The sequence below is a fragment of the Paraburkholderia sp. GV068 genome (assembly GCF_003058125.1).
In the GTDB taxonomy this organism is placed as follows: Bacteria; Pseudomonadota; Gammaproteobacteria; order Burkholderiales; family Burkholderiaceae; genus Paraburkholderia; species Paraburkholderia graminis.
Window position 1 is genome coordinate 466,947 of the sequence record NZ_QBUB01000002.1, and the last position, 17,949, is coordinate 484,895.

Below are 17,949 nucleotides of genomic sequence, written 5' to 3' on the forward strand. Positions count from 1 at the left end.
GTGCGAACGTGCGAACATCGAAAGACGTCGCCATTCTTCTGTTCACCGCCAGTCTGGGTTCTGATCCGTGCAGACCGTGCCGAGGCCGTCGACGTACGCCCCACCCGCCCAGGAATTCGTAGTTGTGACGCAAAACTCGCGAGTGCTAGACTGAAAAACCCCTCGCCCTCAACAACTTGCCACTAGCTTGATCAACATCCGGTTGATCAACATCGCGCCGGGCGGCGGGCCCGTCCGGCATCGCATTGAAACAGCCCACGTTTGCTCGAAGCCACCGGCAATTTCAAACGATCGCGGCACAGGAGCCCTCGCATGACCCATTCCATCCACGGCAATAAACGCTGGCTCGCGCTCATGGTGCTGTGCCTCGGTGTGCTGATGATCGTGCTCGATACGACCATCGTGAACGTCGCATTGCCTTCTATCGCCGCGGATCTCGGCTTCACGGAAACATCGCTCGTGTGGGTCGTCAACGCGTACATGCTGACGTTCGGCGGCTGTCTGCTGCTCGGTGGACGGCTCGGCGATCTGTACGGTCATCGCAGATTGTTTCTCGGCGGCATTACGCTCTTCACCGTGGCATCGCTCGCGTGCGGACTCGCCAATTCGCAGATACTGCTGATCTGCGCGCGCGCCGTGCAGGGCCTGGGCGGCGCTATCGTGTCGGCCGTGTCGCTGTCGCTCATCATGAATCTGTTCACAGAGCCCGGCGAGCGCGCGAAAGCGATGGGCGTCTATGGCTTCGTCTGCGCGGGCGGCGGCAGCATCGGCGTGCTGCTCGGCGGATTGCTGACAAACCTGCTGAGCTGGCACTGGATCTTCCTCGTCAATCTGCCTATCGGCATCGCCGTGTACGCGCTGTGCGTCGCGCTGCTGCCGTCCGCGCGCGGTCACGCGCATGGCGAACGGCTCGACGTGGCCGGCGCCGTGTCGGTCACCGTTTCGTTGATGCTCGCCGTCTATGCCGTGGTCAACGGCAACGAAGCCGGCTGGACGTCGGCGCAAACGCTCGGCTTGCTGCTCGTCGCGCTTGCGTTGCTCGCCGCGTTCCTGATCATCGAGTCGCGCGTGCAGCATCCGTTGATGCCGCTCGGCCTGTTCCGCTTGCGTAACGTCGCGACCGCGAATGTCGTCGGCGTGCTGTGGGCCGCGGCGATGTTCGCGTGGTTCTTCATTTCCGCACTGTATTTGCAGCGCGTGCTCGGGTATCGGCCGCTGCAAGTCGGGCTCGCGTTTTTGCCGGCGAACCTCATCATGGGATTCTTTTCGCTGGGACTGTCGGCGCGCGTCGTGATGCGCTTCGGTCTGCGGATTCCGCTCGCGGTGGGTCTGCTGGTTGCCGCGTGCGGTCTTGCGCTGTTCGCGCGCGCGCCGGTGGGCGGCAGCTTCATCGTCGACGTGTTGCCCGGCATGATGCTGCTCGGCTTCGGCGCGGGCATCGCGTTCAATCCCATGTTGCTCGCAGCGATGAGCGACGTCGATCCGGCCGATTCCGGGCTCGCGTCGGGCATCGTCAATACGTCGTTCATGATGGGCGGCGCACTCGGCCTCGCGGTGCTCGCGAGTCTCGCGGCCGCGCGCAGCGGCGAGATGCTGTCGACGCAAAACGCGCTCGCCGCGCTCAACAGCGGCTATCACGTGGCGTTTGCGTTCGGCGCGATCTTCGCGGCGGCGGCGGGCGTGATCGGCGGTGTGATGCTGCGCGCGGGACGGCCGGGCGCTGCGGATGCTGCTGCTCATGCGGATGCGGGTGATGGACATGGCGTGGCCGCCGCCGAACGTCCGCGTTCGGCGGGGAATACGGCGGCGACGGAGAACGTTTGATCGGACGTGATGCACGGCATGCGGCGCGCTGGTTGCTAAGCGTGGCCTGGCTGTCGCGCTCACGCTGGTCGCAGTGGTCACAACGCTCGCGCCGCTTGCATCGCGTGCATGAATTGCAAAACCGCAAGCGCGATCAAACGCACGCGGTTGCGCCTGGCTATGCTGGCTTCATGCTGACATGAGAGCCGCTATGAATCCGGTTGGAAAAGCGCTGTGGTTTATCGAAAGCCACTTTGCCGAAGAACTCACGCTCGACGACATCGCCCACTGTGGATGCGTGTCGCGCTTTCACCTCGCGCGTGCTTTCGAAGCGGCGACGGGCGTGCCCGTCATGCGCTACGTGCGCGGGCGTCGCTTGAGTGAGGCTGCGCGTCGGCTCGCGGACGGCGCGCCGGACATACTGACGGTTGCCATCGACGCCGGTTACGGCTCTCACGAAGCATTCACGCGCGCGTTTCGCGAGCAATTCGGGCTCACGCCCGAAGCGCTGCGCGCGCGTGGTCATCTCGACAATCTTGTCATCGTGGAGCCGATCAAAATGGACGAAACTCTTCTCACGCATCTGGAGCCGCCGCGCTTTGAAGACGGCAGGCCGTTTCTCGTCGCGGGTCTGAGCGAGCGCTATACGTGCGAGAGCGCCGCCGCGATTCCATCGCAGTGGCAGCGCTTTAACGAGTACTTCGGCAAAGTGCCGGGCCAGGTGGGCAACGTCGCGTATGGCGTCTGCTACAACGCGGACGATGCCGGCAACATCGACTACCTGTGCGGCGTCGAAGTCAGCGATTTCTCGGCCTTGCCCGCCGAATTCAGCCGCTTGCGGATTGCCGCGCAGCGCTATGCGGTGTTCAGCCATCGCGAGCATGTGTCGACGATACGGCGCACGTGGAACACGATCTGGAACACGTGGCTGCCGGCATCGGGACACCTTCCCGCCGATGCGCCCAACTTCGAGCGCTACGACGAGAAGTTCGATCCGGTTAGCGGGATGGGCGGGTTGGAGATCTGGTTGCCTTTGAAGGCGTGATCTGGGTTGGTTTGTGGATGGGTGCGTTTGGCGGGGATTTTTTATACTGCCCGCCGTACAGTGGCGCGGGTCCGTCGTCTGGCCGATCGACAACAGTGTGCCTTTCGGAGAGCCGCGATCCGCAATCACGCAGGGGTTTGCCGCAATCGATAGCGGCAATATCTCAATGGGCGTTGAACATTCCAACCGGCTCCGCACGCGAGATACAGTTGACGCTTGCGAACGAGTGCACGACGACAGGAGCAAACGCGAAAATCGAAATGTTCAGCAGACAACCACTCGCCAACCTTGCCGACCCTGGACAGCGAATGGCGTTCGTACTGCGCGCGGCCAACCGGTTTAACGATCTGTTGCACGACCCAATAGAGAAACATATGGTCGAGAACTCCATTTTTCTCATCGCGCACCCGAGGTAATCATGCCGTCTAACGCTATCAGATGGCCCGCATACCTCGCGTTCGCATTGATTGGTTGCGCTGTCGTATGGGGGATCTACACGATGATGAAACCCGCCGACGAAGTCGTTCTGACTATGGGCGAACCGTATGAGCAGGTACGCAAGCAATCCCGTTCGACTCTGACTGCGGTCGAACCCGGCGCAAACTGGGCGGGAGTAATTGATCGCCCTGCAAGGCTGCGCTTTGTCGATCCTCAGTTTGGGTTCTCAACACCCGCAGCAAAGTTCATGATGGTCAGCTATGACGAACACGGCAGGATCAGCGGTGTAACGATGTCACCTCAAATCGAAACGCTGCCACTCGACCAAACGATGATGGTCGTCACAAATTTACAGGCGCAGCTTAGGCGCGGCGGATGGCACGAGACTCTCGTTACAGACCACCCGCCGATCACCAACAGTCCCACTGTTCTGGCCAGAATACGCGAATGCGCAGCGCCTACAGGGTATTGGCAAGCCGGCGACAAGTACCAGATCAGCGTGAATGTCCGGTGCTTCCGCAGTGACGACCAACCGAACGACGAACGTTTTCTGATTACTGTCGATGTCGCCAGGCCTTGGCTAGACGACAACCCGAGCTGACCATCGACAACGCGCCGGCAAACCGACAAAAAAGCAGGAACTTGATAAAAGGCGACGCGGCGCGCGATATAGGCGCGGAGTTACTCGAAGCCGTTCGCCAGATGAAGTGTCGACGATACGGCGCACGTGGAACACGATCTGGAACACGTGGCTGCCGGCATCGGGACACCTTGCCGCCGATGCGCCCAACTTCGAGCGCTATGACGAGAAGTTCGATCCGGTTAGCGGGATGGGCGGGTTGGAGATCTGGTTGCCTTTGAAGGCGTGATCCGCGTTGGATTGTGGATGGGCGCGGTCGGCGGGCATTTTTATGCTGCCCGCCGTGGTCTTTGCCGTTTGCTTTTGCCTTTGTCTTTGCGACTCAGTGAGGCGCGGCGGGCGGCTGCGGCGTCGAGTCCACTCCCAATGCAGCGGCGTTTTTCGCAGACGACGTTTTGCCGCGTTTTCCGTTTGCCGCAGCCTCCTGCGACGCGCCGCCTTTCTGCGCTGCCTCCGCCAGCAGATTCGCCGCATGGCGCGCGGTGATCCGGCTGTGCGGGACGCCCTTTGCATCCAACGCGATGACCTGGAAGAGCTCGCGGTCGCATTCGAGTTCCTGCTGATATTGCTCTGCCGTGTCCACCAGCAATTCGATGAGCTTCTGCCGACGCTGACGGTCGTCGCGCGTGAGCGCAGGATTCCTATGTATCGACGACGCGAGTGTGATCAGTGTGTCCAATTGTGTCAGGCTCCGGTCGCAGAGATCGAACGCTGAGAGGGCGAGCTTTTCGTACTGGAGGGCGTCGACGGGGGGACGGGTGGGCGTCGTGGGTTGAGGCTTGAGTGACTTTTTGGTCATGGTGCGATCTCCCTGTGTTTCGGTGGGTCGCCCGGGCACTCGGTTTAGCGTGGGTGAGCGGGCATATGGCAGGGTTGACAGACCGGTGTTACGTCAAGCCGGCGAGCCTTGCGGCTCCCCCACCACAGCCCGCCCATTGAATATAGACGCGCAGCAGCAGACGCACTCCCGCGTGAGCGGGGTGCGGACGTAACAATCAGGCTGTCAAACCTGGTCGCGGGTGTCTCCCGACGACTGGACGATTATAAGGGACGCGATTGACGTTGCTGCAAGTCCCGCGGCTGATGTTTGTTGATTTAGCCGAAGGGGATAGGACGGGTAGGAAGGCGGGCCCGGTCGTCGGAAAGAACGGGGCCTGAATAGCGGCATCGGAGATTTTGCTCGGGCGTCTGTGATCGTGTTGACGCTCGGGTTCACAAAAAGTAGCGTCTCCAGCACCTGTCGAGCAGGCAACGGAAGACGCGCAGGGTTGGCCAGATTAAATGGCGCGAACTACAGCGATCTTGCCAATGAGGACGAGGTAGGAAATCGGCCAGAAGATCAGCGCGCGAACTTTGGTCGAGAAGACGTTTTGCAGCGTGTTATAGACCGGGTGAAACGTGATCAAATTCCGTAACACCGTGCGGTTCAAGAAGATACCGCAGGCGAAATAAACTACAAAGTAGACGACGGGTGCCTTCGTTGCGCCGGCGATCAGTGCACCAGCGATCAACGCAAACACAGTTCCAACGTAAAAGGCGAACGCCTTGCCGAGTGACATTAGCCCACTGGATCCCCGAACTGCGTCGTCGCTTGCAATACTCATTTTTGTTCCTCGTTGAATTTGGACAGGTGTTTCTAAGCCGCTCAAGTTGGCGGCTTAAGTCGGGAATATCGGCATCTAAGAGGGAAACTTGAGTATGGTGGAGAGCAGCTTTATAAGACGCAGAACTTTTTCTAGCACTACTAGACGCATCGCGCGGGTTGCGTGCAAGAGCGCGCGCGTTGCAGCTGGAACCGCTCTACATCATCGTTCGCCACCTACGAGGCGGACGCGAGGATAAAAATGCGGTGGCCCTGTGTACGCAAGCCTGCGACCAATCCAATTTTCGGAGACACGCGATCTTCGATCGGACATCCGGCAAGCGCAGGAAAGGCGCGAAGGCCCCGTCGGCATATCGGTGAATTTTCCACACGCGTACGAAACCGACGAAGCAGGTACCGCATCAGAAAATTTTGCAGATTATGCTGATTGGAAGTTGTTTTTTCCGAATCGTGCGACTAAAGTAAGGGCACTAGGCGTACTGCCTAGGCTGTCGGCTTCTGGATAGTCGTTTTGATTTGAACGGAAAAATCTGGGTCTCACATGAGACGTTCTGATTCGCAATTTCGACTCAGGACATGACCGGGATGTCCGTCGGCGCGCCGGGCGTGCCGCGTAAGCGGCGACGAGGGCGGACGCGCAGGCTGGATGCACCTACGGTTGATGAGCTAAGTGTGTAGGCACCTGAGCCAGGGGTGAGTTTTTATTTTCCGTTTCTCCGATTGGGGATGAGCTGTCGTGACTTCGGTTACGGCGTAACCCAAAAGGAGAATGAATTATGCGCGAGCATAAACCAACTAAGACGATCAGCGACATTCGTGTCGCTCAGGAAGCAGGCGTTGATGAGCGTGGGCGAGTCAACTTCTTAGACAGCGCTAACCGCTGGCTCGGCATCACTAACAACATTCTAAAGTTGCTAGTGCTGCTTCAATCTTTACCGTGGGATAAGCTGCATCATCTCACGTAGAGTAGGTGCTTACCCTTTTACCAATGCGTCCGTTCTATAAAAAAAAGAAGATTGGTTCCGTGGCTAGCTTGGGAGCCGCTCTGCGCGTTTCAGACGTTGTGCTGAAGCACACCGCTGCCACGTTGGAGCAGCACTACACACCCTACGAGATTCCGAAGAAAAGCGGGAAGCCGCGCTCTATCTTGATTCCGAGCTTGCACCTGAAAACATTGCAGAAACGGATCAATCGCGAGATCTTTGCACATGTTCAGTATCCGGACTACCTGTTCGGCGGCGTCGAGGGAAAAGATTACGTTCGGAATGCCCGCGTTCACGCTGGAAGTCATGTTCTCATCTCGCTCGACGTTAAGGACTTTTACCCGTCGATAACTTTTGATCGCGTCAAACGCATTTATCAACATTTCCTCCAGTTTGATCCGGCCGTCTCCGAACTGTTGGCAAAGTTGACCACCTATAATAATTCAGTACCGCAAGGCGCCTGCACTAGCTCTCATTTAGCAAACTTGATTCTGCATGACGTCGAGTATCACTTAGCGCAATATTGCGCTACTGCAAAGCTGACTTACACTCGGTTGCTGGACGATATTTGCATCTCTTCGAAGACGGCTCTGTCGAAGGAAAAAATAGCGAAACTGATAGATAAGGTGTCTAGCATGCTTCGGGACAAGGGGATGAAGCTGAAGCATCAGAAAACTCGCGTCTGCTCCAAGTCAAACCCAAAGGAATTGATGGAGGTGACCGGGCTTTGGATCAATCGCGGAGCGCCACGGGTCAAGCCTACAGAGCGACGCAAGATACGTGTCGATGTGCACCGCTGTCAGGTCCTCGCAAATCAATCGCTTACCAACCGTGAGTATGATAGGGCCCACGCAAGTGTTTCGGGGCGGGTTGCGATGCTTAGCTACCTAGGCCATAGCGAGGCGGAAAGACTTAGGAAGTCGGTCGCAGCGATACTTCCTCAGTTCGATATTCACGAAATTTCAAAGACAAAGAAAATTGTAGCCCTGCTTTCTCGTGCTTCCGCGAAAGACAGAAATAAATATTCGTTCATTTTGAATTTTAATAAGACCATGCAACGTCTCAACATAGTTGCCCGGACTGACCCGAAGTTGGCGGTACAACTAAGGAAGAGCATGGCGACGTGTCGCCCGACCAAACGCGCTGATGCTACTTTATATGACGAACCCATCTGAAGAGCTCTCGTACGGTACAGTAAAGGCCTATTACGCCTTTAAAGGCTACGGATTCATCACGAGAGAAAAAGGAAAGGATATATTTTTTCTCTTCCGGGACGTGCGTGAGGAGTCAGATATCATCGAAGGTGCCAAAGTCGCCTTCCGCGTCGTGGAGGGGGAAAAAGGGCCACGCGCTGAAGCGATTCGGAGAGTTGGATAGGGCAAACTCTCACAGAGCCCATCGCGGTGAGCCTCGCACGAAGGTTTGCTGCGACCGAGACGCAAGCACACAGGGGCGCGCTGTGCTCCACGCGCCATGAATGATGTGCGGGCACAATTTTCGTGGTGAAGTGATGCTTCGTGAACTGACTGAAAACGAAAGGACGTTTATTCGGCTTATTGCATCTCGGCTTGCACCTGAGGAAAGCGACAAGCTTCTCTCCGACCTGGCTAGCGCTCACGCGGAGCCGGAACTAGAGGACGGATCCCTGATCCTGTTCCACATTGACGGCTACGAGCGATCTCATCGTATTGGCCAACACACTTTCCCATTCGAGGGAAGGCTGGCGGATGCGGATGGTGAACCGGTCAGCGTGTTGCTGTTTGCGGACCCAGCGAATCGGCTATTGCAACTCGAGTTAATCCGTTGGGCGGATGGGCAACTGCAAGGCCCGAATTGGGCCACATTGCAGATAGTCGAAAAGCCGTCACCAGTCAAAAAATAGATGCCAGCCTTCGACGAAGGTGCAGATTGCACCTTCGTCGCGCCCGACTGTGCCCGCACATCCTGGCTAAACTTTAAGGCCCAACACCCAAACGCAACAACCCACCCCCTTGACCACCCACCTCCGCCCCGCCACCACCTCCGACGCCCCGCTCATCCTCCACTTCATCACCGAACTCGCGGTGTACGAAAAGGCCGAGCATGAAGTCGTCGCCACCGTCGCAGACATCGAAGCAAGCCTGTTCTCCGACGCATCGACAGCAACCGCGCTCATCTGCGAAATGAACGGCGAGCCCATCGGCTTTTGCGTCTACTTCTTTTCTTACTCCACGTGGCTCGGCAAAAAAGGCCTGTATCTCGAAGACCTGTACGTGTCGCCGAAAGCGCGCGGCAGCGGCGCGGGCAAACTGATGCTGCGCCACCTCGCGGCCATCGCATGCGAGACCGGCTGCGGCCGCTTCGAATGGAGCGTGCTCGACTGGAATGCGCCCGCCATCGGTTTCTATGAATCCATCGGCGCGAGCGCGCAAAGCGAATGGGTTCGCTACCGGCTCGCCGGCGAAGCGCTCAAGGCATTTGCCGCAGGCGACACGTCGAACGCTTCGCCCGTGGCAAAAAACGTCCCGCCCGCGACGTAATGGCAGGTGCGAAGCTCGGGGTCGTCGCCGAAATGCCAGCGGTTGTTCGAGTAGACGCGGCTGTCCGCGTACGCCGCCACCACTTCGCCGATAATCAGATCGTGACGCTGGCTGTCGTCGGGAATCACCTTGCACTCCATCCACGCGATGCAACCGGCCAGCATCGGCACATCGATTTTTTCGGCGGCGAAAGTTCCGAGCTCAAAGGCTGAGAACTTGTCGACTTCGAGCCCCGCGTTCGTGCCCACGGCCAGCGTCTGTGCGGCGAACTTGCGGCTCGGCAATTGCAGCCCGAACACGCCGCTCGCTTCGATCAATTGACGCGTGAGCGTGCGGCTGTCCACCACCACGATCACCTTCGGCGGGTCGAAGTCGAGCGGCATGGCCCACGAAGCCGCCATCACGTTCGAGCGCCCGCCATGCGCGCTGGTGATGATCGTCACAGGTCCATGATTGAGTAACTGCGTGGCCCGCGGCAATGCCACGGGTTCCCGGGTAGCTTGCATACTTGGTTTTTGCCCGAAGGTCTGGTTTTGTCAGGGCGGCAGCCAGCAAGCCGCCGCCCTTCATGCGTCAATGCGGCGCTTTGCCGTTGGGAACGGCGTCCACCGGCTTATGCTGCTCTTCCCCGAGGCCGGGGAAAAACGCGTTCCATGCGGCTCGCACGCCGTTTGCCGCAGTGGCCTCGGCGTCGATGGGTTCATCGGCGCCTTTGGCCTCGGCTGCGGGTGCGGCTTCGGCGCCGTCGGCGGTCGCCTCGGCGTCGCCCTGCGCCTTGCCGTCAGCCGCCTGCGATGGATCGGCGGACAGCCCGCGCCAGTGCGTGAACGCGTCGTCCGGCTTGTCGGTCCACTCGCCCTCGCCGAATTTCGCAAAGGCCGTGTCCCCGCTCGTCAATTGCACCTCGTACCAGCCGTCGCGCGCGGGCGAGTGAGCGGCCAGTTCAAACCACGGGGTCGGTTCGATTTCCTTCATGTCATCTCCACTCGGATAAATCGTCATAGAAAACACACCAAAGGGAAGCTTCATGCCCGGACTGCACAACCATCCGGCGACGCGCACCAGACGGCGCGCGGAACATGATGCGGGCGATCGGTCGACATCGCCTGTCCGGTGTCGCCGCGCATAAACGACACGATAGCGCGACATGGGCCGCGCGGACAAACCCAAAAACTTATGCGCGACGCCGACGCGGTTTTTCGATGCCCGCAGCCAGTTCCGCGAGCACGCGGACGGCCGGCGTGAGCTGCTCCGCGGCGGTGTTGCCGTAGCCGATCACAAGGCCGTTGGTGCCCGCTCGCTGCTCCAGCGCGAAGCTGGACAGCGGCCGCGGCGCGAGGCCTTTGGCGAACGCGCGTTCGGTCAGCGTGTCGTCGTCGATGCCGGCCGGCAAGCGCAGCGTCAAATGCATCCCGCAGTCGCCGCCGAGAATTTCAGATGCGGCGAAGTGCTCCGTAAGCGCTTCGCGCAATGCCTGCTGCCGCTCGCGATAAAGCCGCCGCATGCGTCCAAGGTGCCGCCCGAATTCGCCGCCTTCCATGAAATGCGCGAGCGCGAGTTGCTCCAGCCGATGCCCGCCGCGCAGCATCTCGTACAGCGCGACTTCGGCATGCACGGCGATGGCGGGCGGCAACACCACGAAGCCGATGCGCAGCGCCGGAAACATCGTCTTGCTGAACGAGCCGACGTAGAGAACCGGCGCGTCGTCCACGAGCCCCTGCATGCTCGCGATCGGCTCCCCGGAGTAGCGGAATTCGCCGTCGTAATCGTCCTCGATCACCCACGCGCCGCAGCGGCGCGCCTCGGCAATCAGCTCGAGCCGCCGCGCCACGGACAACACCGCGCCCGTCGGATACTGATGCGCGGGCGACGTGTAGATCAGCTTCGGCGGATGCGCGGCCCACGCGCCGGGCGGCACGCACATGCCTTCTTCGTCGACGGGAATCGGCTGGACGCGCACGTCGCCCTGTCTGAACGCGGCCTTCGCGCCGCGATAGCCGGGGTCCTCGATCCACGCGACGTCGCCGGGATTGCTGAACAGCCGCACGCACAGGTTCAGCGCCTCCTGCGCGCCCTCGGTGATGATCACCTGCGAGCCCTCGCAGCGCACGCCGCGCGCCATCCGCAAATGCGCGGCAATCGCGTCGCGCAGTGCCGGCTCGCCGGCCGGCGTGCCGTAGCCGAGCGCGAGCGGCAACGCGCGCTCCATCGAACGTTCGAGTGCGCGCCGCCAGGCGGCCAGCGGAAAGCGGTCCAAAGCGGGCGTGCCGGGCGTCAGCGGCAACGCGCCATCCATGTAGGTGCGCGTCGCCTTGAATTCGCCGACGCGGGCCGCGTAGGCCACTTTCGGCGCGGCGGGTCGCGCGGGCGGCTCCGCGCGCGCCGCGCGGCTCGAGAGCGCGGTCACGCGCGTGCCCTTTTTGTCGGCGACCACATAGCCGACCGCCGCCAGGTGCTCATACGCGATGACGACGGTGTTGCGCGACACGCCCATTTCCGCCGCCAATAGCCGCGACGACGGCAGCAGCGATCCGGCCGGCAGGCGTCCGCCGAGAATGGCCTGCTGCAGGCGCTCGATTAGCTGCTTTTGCAGCGGCGCGGTTTTCCCGGCGGGGTTGCCAGTGGCGCTGCGGTCGCTGTTGCCACGGTTCGCGGCCGTATGAGCAAGCGGACCAATAATCTCGATCATGGCGGCTGGACCTATCGAATTCGATTGAGCTGGATCTTTTTAACATACCACGATTGCCGTATCGTTCTTCCATGATTTCCACGATCAACGACAACCACGACGCGAGGAGTGCACACATGGAACCGCAACGTAACGCCTTCGACCAGCCGATCGGCGCGCCGCTGCCGGAGTGGCGCGGCGCGAAGCCGCCAGGGCGCGCGCAGTTGGCGGGCCGCTATTGCCGGATCGAACCGGTCGACGTCGACGCCCATGCGGCGGATCTGTTCGACGCCTACGATTCGGCGGCCGATGGCCGCGACTGGACCTATCTCGGCGTCGGTCCGTTCGAGAGTGCAGGGGCGTATCGCGAGCATTTGGCGCGGCTCGCCGAATCGGCCGATCCGCTGCACTACGCGGTGATCGACAGCGCGAGCGGAAAGGCGGTCGGCACGTTCGCGCTGATGCGCATCGACCCGGCCAACGGCGTGATCGAAGTGGGACACGTCGTTTATTCGCCGCGTCTGAAGCGAACGCGCATCGCAACCGAGGCCATGTTTCTGCTGATGCAATATGTGTTCGATGAGCTCGGCTATCGGCGCTTCGAATGGAAGTGCGATTCGTTGAACGGACCGTCGCGCGCCGCGGCGCTGCGTTATGGCTTCACGTTCGAAGGCATCTTCCGTCAGGCGATTGTTTATCGTCAGCGCAATCGCGATACGGCGTGGTTTTCGATTATCGACAGCGAATGGCCGGTGTTGCGGCCGAGTTATACGCGTTGGCTGAGTGATGCCAATTTCGATGCCGAAGGCGGGCAAGTGGAAAGGCTGGCGGATTTGATTGCGCGGGGAAGAGCGGCGTCTGATTGAGTCCCGCTGATATCAGTTCGAACGATGAATTTTTGAGCCGGCTTTCGCGCCGGCTTTGCTTTTACATCGCCGCGCCTGGCTCGCGCTTGAACATGATGGTCGGCTGACCTTTATACGCGGTGCGAAGCTGCTCGCGATAGCCGGCCTTGTGCGCGACTCGCAGCGACGCTTCATTCTCCGGCGCGACGATGCATGCCGTCGCAGCGCCCGGCCATTTTTTATCGGCCCATTCCAACGCGGCGCGCACGGCTTGCGTCGCGTAGCCTTTGCCGTGCATGGCCGGACTCAAAGCCCAGCCCATTTCCGGCGTGCCCGCCAATGACGGCTCGATCTCGCGCTGAAAATCGGCGAAACCAACCTCGCCGACAAAGCGCCCGGTGTCCGTTTCACGGACTACCCAATAGCCGTAATCGAGCAGCGCCCAGTGACCAGCATAGCGCAGCAGACGCGCCCACACTTCTTCACGCGTAAAAGGCTTGCCGCCGATGTACCGGACGACCTCGGGATCGGACCACATAGAGAAGCTGTCGAGGAAGTCGTCGCGCGTGTGTGGGCGGAGGGTGAGGTGGGGGGTGGTGAGGGTGGAAGGAGGCGTGGGCATTTGAGGGAGCGGCGGGTCGGCGAGTGAGCTTGAAGATTGAGAAGTTGAACGTTGACGCTCAAAGACGTTGCGCTCGCATCATCGCAGATTCCTCGCGTCGCCAAATTATCGCGGCGGTTAGTTGCCGCCCGCGGCTCACGCCAACTCCAAAAACCGCCCCAAACAAGGATTACGATTCGCCGGCGACCACGCCAGCACCTGCTCGACCAAAGGCGCATCCACGAGCGGCTTGAACACCACGCCCGCAAGCTGCGCCTTGCGCATTGAAGCCGGCACGAGTGCGACACCCACGCCTTCATCGACGAGACTCAGCACCGTCTGCTGCAATTGCACTTCGAAGCGGATGTCGGGCTCGAAGCCGCCCGAGCGGCAATGCTCGAGGATCGTCGCGCGCAACGTGGGCGCCACTTCCTCGGATGCCAGCACGAACGGTTCGCCGGCCAGTTGCGCGATCCTGAGCCGCCGCGCGCGGGCTCGCGGATGACCACGCGATAGCGCCACGCACAACGGCTCGCGCAGAATCGTGCGCGTCACGAGTCCCTTGCCGGGCACATGCGGAAACATGATGGCCGCGTCGATGTGCCCGGCCACCACCTGCGCGGCGAGATCGTTCGAGACGACCTCGCGCAGACTCAAAGCGACCTCGGGATACGCGGCGCCGAATGCACGCGCATAACCGGGCACCACGTTATAGGCCGCGCACATCGTGAAGCCGATGGCGAGCTTGCCCGCTTCGCCCGACGCCGCTGCCTGCGCATTGCTCACCGCCTGCTCGACCGACGCGAGGATCGCCTTCGCATCCGCGTAGAAGCGCTCGCCCGCGGCGGTCAGCGTGACGCTGCGCGGGCTGCGCTCAATGAGCGTCACGCCGAGGCTCGCTTCCAGCGCCGCCAGTTGCCGGCTCAACGGAGGCTGCGACAAGTTCAGGCGCGCCGCCGCACGCCCAAAATGGCGCGTCTCGGCAAGCATCACAAAATAGCGCAGCGGCTTGATGTCGATCACGTTGGTATCCCCCTTTTCCAACGATGCATAAAAGGTATCGTTGAAGGCAAAAAACGGTATTTGATTGTATCAACGCAAATCACTACGCTGACGGCTCGCCCTTTTATCCGCGTTTATTGCCCGCGCGTTCCACACCGATGTTAGCCACTCTCGAGATTCTGTTTCCGGTCTTCGGCCTCATATTCGCGGGCTTTGCGTGCCGCCGTCGCGGCGTGCTCGGGCCCAACTCGGCATCGGAACTGAATCGCTTCGTGGTCTGGCTGGCGTTGCCGGCGCTCCTCTTCGACACGATGGCGCGCGCCACGTGGGAGCAGTTGTATCAGCCGGCGTTCGTCGTCACGTTTTCCGTTGCATGCGCGGGCATCTTCGCGCTGATACTCGTGATGCGCCTGCTGAACGGACGGCATCTCGCGGACGCGAGTGTCGATGCAATCGCCGCCTCGTATCCGAACACGGGCTATATCGGCTTTCCGCTCGGCATGATCGCGTTCGGCCAGGCGAGCCTCACGCCCACCACCATCGCGACGATCCTGGTCGCGTGCGTACTGTTTGCGGGCGCCATCGTGCTGATCGAAGTCGGCTTGCAGACGGAGCGCACGCCGCACAAACTCGGCCTGAAAGTGCTGGGCTCGCTGGCGCGCAATCCGCTGATCGTGTCGCCGATTGCCGGCGCGCTCTTCGCCAGTCTTCATGTGCCGTTGCCGCCGAGCGCGGAGACCTTCCTCAAGCTGTTGAGCGGCGCGGCCAGTCCGTGCGCGCTGGTGAGCCTCGGCTTGTTTCTCGCGGAAAAGCGTCCGTCCGAATCGGGCACGCGCGGCATTGCGTGGCTGCTCACACTCGTCAAGCTGATCGTGCAACCGGCGCTGACATGGTGGCTCGCGGCGCGCGTCTTTCGCCTCTCGCCCGCGCTCGTCGAAATGGCGGTCGTGCTCGCCGCGCTGCCCACCGGCACCGGCCCGTTCATGCTGGCCGAGTTCTATGAACGCGAGGCGCACATCACATCGCGCACCATTCTGTTGTCGACGGTAGGCTCCGTCGTGACGCTCTCGCTGCTGTTGCTATGGATGGGTCATCGCGCCTGAATCCAAACGCGCGCACCCATACCGCAAAACGCGCGCTTTTCCAGCCACGCCGCATCACACGCTAAGATTGAGGCCGCCGGGCCCGCGCGACGCCCGGCGCGACAAGACAGTTTGCCTCGGAGAATCTGATGCCTGAAGAGTATGAAGTGCATGGTCCGCACGACCATGCGGTGCAGCACGCCGGTCACCACGACGCGGACTCTTTCGGGAGCCGCATGGCCGTGATCACGGCAGTGCTCGCGACGATCGGCGCGCTGTGCGCCTATCAAAGCGGCAACAGCGAAAACCTCGCGCTGTACTACAAGAACGAAGCCGCGATCAAAAAGACGGAAGCATCGAATCAATGGAATTACTATCAGGCGAAGGGCGAAAAGCAGAACCTCGCGGAGTTGGGCGCGGCGCTGTCCGCGGGTCAGTCGGACGAACACGCAAAGTTTCTCGCGGACGTCGACAAATATAAGCAGCAGAAAGAACCGATCCGCGCCAAAGCCGAAGAGATCGAAAAAGAAGTCCTCGATAACAATGCGAAGAGCGAAGTGCTGCTGCACGGTCACCATCGCTGGGCGCAAGCTACTACGCTGATTCAGGTGGCCATCGCGCTGTGCGCAATCACGTTGCTGACACGCAAGAAGTGGCTGCGCAATCTGTCTTTCGTGGTCGCGGCTGTGGGTGTCGCCACTGGCGCGCTCGCATTTTTCTCGGCTTGACGGGAGCTTCGCGTGATCGATAGTTCAGCCGTTCTCGGCGTGTTATCCGTGTATGTGGCCGGCGTCGTGATTCCAGGACCGAACTTCGTGGCCGTCGCGCATAAGGCAGCCTCGACCACGCGCACCGAAGCGCTCGCGGTCGTGGCGGGCATCGTCCTCGTCAATCTGTTCTGGGCAAGCTGCGCGATTCTCGGCGTCGGTATAGTGTTTGCGGCGTTTCCGTGGCTGGCGTTTGCCGTGAAGATAGCCGGCGCGGCTTATCTGATCTGGTTCGGCGGACGGCTGATCTTCAAAGCCTCGGCGGGCAACTCGCAAGAGATCGCGCAAGCGCCTGGCGGCAGCCTTCGTCAGGCGTTCGCGCAAGGCTTCGCGACCAATATCGCCAATCCGAAGTCGGTCGCGTTTTTTGCCGCGGTGTTTTCGTCGGCGGCGCCGCCGCACGAGAGCGTCGGCACGTTCCTCGCGATGCTCGGCATGGTGTTCGTCGTGGCAAGCAGCTGGTATGGCTTTGTCGCGCTGACGTTGTCGCATGCGCGAATTGCATCGGCATATCGGCGCAGCAAGGCGTGGGTCGATCGCGTGTGCGGCGGCGTGATTATCGCGTTGGGTGTGCGGCAGTTGATACGGTAGGGGGTTGGTGGGGGCGTATGTTCGCGGATGTCGCCGCATGACGCCGCGCCGCGTCCACCCCAGTTTATGCGCACAAACTACGGTGCCCTACTGCATCGCCGAGCGGGCGCGCTCCAGCAGCAACTCACGCTCTCGCAAATTGCGCGTCATCGCCGCGGCGCGTTCGAACTCCGCGCGCGCTTCGTCCAGGCGGCCGAGTTTCGCGAGCAGATCGCCGCGCACACTCGGCAGCCAGTGATAGTTCGCGAGCGTGGCATCGGCGGCAAGTGCATCGACTATATCGAGCCCGGCCGCCGGCCCGAACGCCATGCCGACCGCGACCGCGCGATTCAATTCGACGACCGGCGAAGGCGCCACCTGCGCAAGCGCGTCATATAGCGCGACGATCTGCGCCCAGTCGGTTTCTTCCGCGCGATGCGCGCGTGCGTGACACGCGGCCAGCGCGGCTTGCAGCGCATACGGCCCGCTCGCGCCGCCAAGCGCGTGCGCCGTGTTGAGCGCAGCCAATCCGCGACGAATCAGCAGCGGGTCCCAACGGCTGCGATCCTGGTCCAGCAACAGAACCGGGCGGCCCTGCGCATCGGTCCGCGCATGCGTGCGTGAGGCCTGAATCTCCATGAGCGCCACAAGGCCATGCACTTCGCTTTCATCGGGCACGAGACCGCTCAGCACGCGCCCGAGCCGCAGCGCTTCTTCGCTGAGCGCCGGGCGCATCCAGTCGTCGCCGGCCGTGGCCGAATAACCTTCGTTGAAAATCAGATAGATCACTTGCAGCACCGACGCGAGCCTCGGCGCGCGCGCGTCGGCCTGCGGCACCTCGAACGGCACTTTCGCCGCCGACAGCGTGCGCTTCGCCCGCACGATCCGCTGCGCGATGGTCGGCTCGGGCACGAGAAACGCGCGCGCGATTTCATCCGTCGTCAGACCGCCGAGCAGGCGCAGCGTGAGTGCGACGCGCGCGTCCGTCGACAACACCGGATGACACGCGGTGAACACGAGCCGCAGCAAGTCGTCGCCGATGTCGTCGGCACGCGCCGCATCCAGCGCATCGACGAAATCGGGCACCAGATGCGCCTCGAGCGCGTCCATGTCGTGGCCCAGTTCCTGGCGCTTGCGCGCGTGCAGCGCTTCCTGCCGCAAGCGGTCGAGCGCGCGATTTTTTGCAGTCGCCATCAGCCACGCTCCGGGATTGTCGGGCACGCCCGCGTCCGGCCAATGTTCGAGCGCGGACACGAGCGCGTCCTGCGCCAGTTCTTCGGCGAGCCCGACGTCGCGCACCATCCGCGCGACGTGGGCGATGACCTTGGCGGACTCGATCCGCCAGACGGCCTCGATGGCACGATGAGTGGCCAGTTTCGTCAC

The 17,949-nt window shown here is 61.5% G+C and carries 21 protein-coding genes and 1 pseudogene; 14 read left to right on the forward strand and 8 right to left on the reverse strand.

Annotated elements, in window-relative coordinates; translation table 11 throughout:
• Nucleotides 1-312 precede the first annotated feature (312 nt).
• The 5 genes and pseudogenes from C8K18_RS07015 to C8K18_RS07035 all read left to right on the forward strand — a co-directional run.
• The gene (locus C8K18_RS07015; protein WP_107707058.1) at nt 313-1,824 is read left to right on the forward strand and encodes a DHA2 family efflux MFS transporter permease subunit; all 1,512 of its coding nucleotides are present in this window, start codon (nt 313-315) and stop codon (nt 1,822-1,824) included.
• Nucleotides 1,825-2,014: 190 nt separating this feature from the next.
• Entirely contained in the window at nt 2,015-2,848 is an 834-nt protein-coding gene (locus C8K18_RS07025) for an AraC family transcriptional regulator (protein WP_107707060.1), read from the forward strand.
• 17 nt (nt 2,849-2,865) lie between these two features.
• Nucleotides 2,866-3,264, forward strand: a complete 399-nt coding sequence (locus C8K18_RS34105; RefSeq protein WP_375135805.1) for a DUF2515 family protein — start codon at nt 2,866-2,868, stop codon at nt 3,262-3,264.
• Between the two features lie 83 nt (nt 3,265-3,347).
• Nucleotides 3,348-3,887: a flagellar biosynthesis sigma factor gene (locus C8K18_RS07030; protein ID WP_258196073.1), complete on the forward strand. Its 540-nt coding sequence runs from the start codon at nt 3,348-3,350 to the stop codon at nt 3,885-3,887.
• Nucleotides 3,888-3,987: 100 nt separating this feature from the next.
• Nucleotides 3,988-4,155, forward strand: a pseudogene (locus C8K18_RS07035) (GyrI-like domain-containing protein); the annotation flags it as partial.
• A gap of 93 nt (nt 4,156-4,248) precedes the next feature.
• On the opposite strand, the gene C8K18_RS07040 reads toward C8K18_RS07035, so the two are convergent.
• Both C8K18_RS07040 and C8K18_RS07045 read right to left on the reverse strand, forming a co-directional pair.
• The gene (locus C8K18_RS07040) at nt 4,249-4,725 is read right to left on the reverse strand and encodes a hypothetical protein (protein WP_107707062.1); all 477 of its coding nucleotides are present in this window, start codon (nt 4,723-4,725) and stop codon (nt 4,249-4,251) included.
• A 478-nt stretch (nt 4,726-5,203) separates the two neighbouring features.
• Nucleotides 5,204-5,530, reverse strand: a complete 327-nt coding sequence (locus tag C8K18_RS07045) for a hypothetical protein (protein WP_107707063.1) — start codon at nt 5,528-5,530, stop codon at nt 5,204-5,206.
• A 775-nt stretch (nt 5,531-6,305) separates the two neighbouring features.
• Here C8K18_RS07045 and C8K18_RS07050 point away from each other — a divergent pair.
• The 5 genes from C8K18_RS07050 to C8K18_RS07070 all read left to right on the forward strand — a co-directional run bounded on the left by C8K18_RS07050 (nt 6,306) and on the right by C8K18_RS07070 (nt 9,031).
• Entirely contained in the window at nt 6,306-6,494 is a 189-nt protein-coding gene (locus C8K18_RS07050; protein WP_107707064.1) for a hypothetical protein, read from the forward strand.
• Between the two features lie 5 nt (nt 6,495-6,499).
• Nucleotides 6,500-7,687 carry a reverse transcriptase family protein gene (locus C8K18_RS07055; RefSeq protein WP_132384544.1) on the forward strand — a complete coding sequence of 396 codons (1,188 nt, stop codon included), beginning with the start codon at nt 6,500-6,502 and terminating at the stop codon, nt 7,685-7,687.
• Nucleotides 7,671-7,889 (forward strand): retron Se72 family effector protein, encoded by a 219-nt coding sequence (locus tag C8K18_RS34110; protein ID WP_107707066.1) that lies wholly within the window; start codon nt 7,671-7,673, stop codon nt 7,887-7,889. Before C8K18_RS07055 ends, C8K18_RS34110 begins: the two co-directional genes overlap by 17 nt.
• 133 nt (nt 7,890-8,022) lie before the next feature.
• The gene (locus C8K18_RS34115; protein ID WP_108506359.1) at nt 8,023-8,394 is read left to right on the forward strand and encodes a DUF6984 family protein; all 372 of its coding nucleotides are present in this window, start codon (nt 8,023-8,025) and stop codon (nt 8,392-8,394) included.
• A gap of 109 nt (nt 8,395-8,503) precedes the next feature.
• On the forward strand, nt 8,504-9,031 hold the full coding sequence (locus tag C8K18_RS07070) for a GNAT family N-acetyltransferase (RefSeq protein WP_029967164.1): 528 nt from the start codon (nt 8,504-8,506) through the stop codon (nt 9,029-9,031).
• Here C8K18_RS07070 and C8K18_RS07075 read toward each other — a convergent pair.
• The 3 genes from C8K18_RS07075 to C8K18_RS07085 all read right to left on the reverse strand — a co-directional run bounded on the left by C8K18_RS07075 (nt 8,938) and on the right by C8K18_RS07085 (nt 11,720).
• On the reverse strand, nt 8,938-9,537 hold the full coding sequence (locus C8K18_RS07075) for a flavin reductase family protein (protein ID WP_029967167.1): 600 nt from the start codon (nt 9,535-9,537) through the stop codon (nt 8,938-8,940). The two genes, C8K18_RS07070 and C8K18_RS07075, sit on opposite strands and share 94 nt — an antisense overlap.
• Before the next feature lie 67 nt (nt 9,538-9,604).
• The gene (locus tag C8K18_RS07080; protein WP_107707068.1) at nt 9,605-10,006 is read right to left on the reverse strand and encodes a hypothetical protein; all 402 of its coding nucleotides are present in this window, start codon (nt 10,004-10,006) and stop codon (nt 9,605-9,607) included.
• 199 nt (nt 10,007-10,205) lie between these two features.
• A complete protein-coding gene (locus C8K18_RS07085; RefSeq protein WP_107707069.1) occupies nt 10,206-11,720 on the reverse strand; it encodes a PLP-dependent aminotransferase family protein in 1,515 nt (504 codons plus the stop codon).
• Nucleotides 11,721-11,836: 116 nt separating this feature from the next.
• Between C8K18_RS07085 and C8K18_RS07090 the strand changes: the two genes are divergently transcribed.
• On the forward strand, nt 11,837-12,565 hold the full coding sequence (locus C8K18_RS07090) for a GNAT family N-acetyltransferase (RefSeq protein ID WP_107707070.1): 729 nt from the start codon (nt 11,837-11,839) through the stop codon (nt 12,563-12,565).
• Between the two features lie 61 nt (nt 12,566-12,626).
• Here C8K18_RS07090 and C8K18_RS07095 read toward each other — a convergent pair whose 3' ends face one another.
• Complete coding sequence (locus C8K18_RS07095; protein ID WP_107707071.1) at nt 12,627-13,166, reverse strand: GNAT family N-acetyltransferase; 540 nt, start codon at nt 13,164-13,166, stop codon at nt 12,627-12,629.
• A 135-nt stretch (nt 13,167-13,301) separates the two neighbouring features.
• On the reverse strand, nt 13,302-14,168 hold the full coding sequence (locus tag C8K18_RS07100; RefSeq protein ID WP_107707150.1) for a LysR family transcriptional regulator: 867 nt from the start codon (nt 14,166-14,168) through the stop codon (nt 13,302-13,304).
• Nucleotides 14,169-14,305: 137 nt separating this feature from the next.
• Between C8K18_RS07100 and C8K18_RS07105 the strand changes: the two genes are divergently transcribed.
• The 3 genes from C8K18_RS07105 to C8K18_RS07115 all read left to right on the forward strand — a co-directional run bounded on the left by C8K18_RS07105 (nt 14,306) and on the right by C8K18_RS07115 (nt 16,587).
• Nucleotides 14,306-15,250, forward strand: coding sequence for an AEC family transporter (locus C8K18_RS07105; RefSeq protein ID WP_107707072.1), 945 nt, complete (start codon nt 14,306-14,308; stop codon nt 15,248-15,250).
• Nucleotides 15,251-15,378: 128 nt separating this feature from the next.
• A complete protein-coding gene (locus C8K18_RS07110; RefSeq protein WP_006047337.1) occupies nt 15,379-15,957 on the forward strand; it encodes a DUF4337 domain-containing protein in 579 nt (192 codons plus the stop codon).
• Nucleotides 15,958-15,969: 12 nt separating this feature from the next.
• A complete protein-coding gene (locus C8K18_RS07115) occupies nt 15,970-16,587 on the forward strand; it encodes a LysE family translocator (RefSeq protein ID WP_006047338.1) in 618 nt (205 codons plus the stop codon).
• 87 nt (nt 16,588-16,674) lie between these two features.
• Here the strand turns inward: C8K18_RS07115 and C8K18_RS07120 are convergent, their stop codons facing one another.
• Nucleotides 16,675-17,949 carry an RNA polymerase sigma factor gene (locus tag C8K18_RS07120; RefSeq protein WP_107707073.1) on the reverse strand — a complete coding sequence of 425 codons (1,275 nt, stop codon included), beginning with the start codon at nt 17,947-17,949 and terminating at the stop codon, nt 16,675-16,677.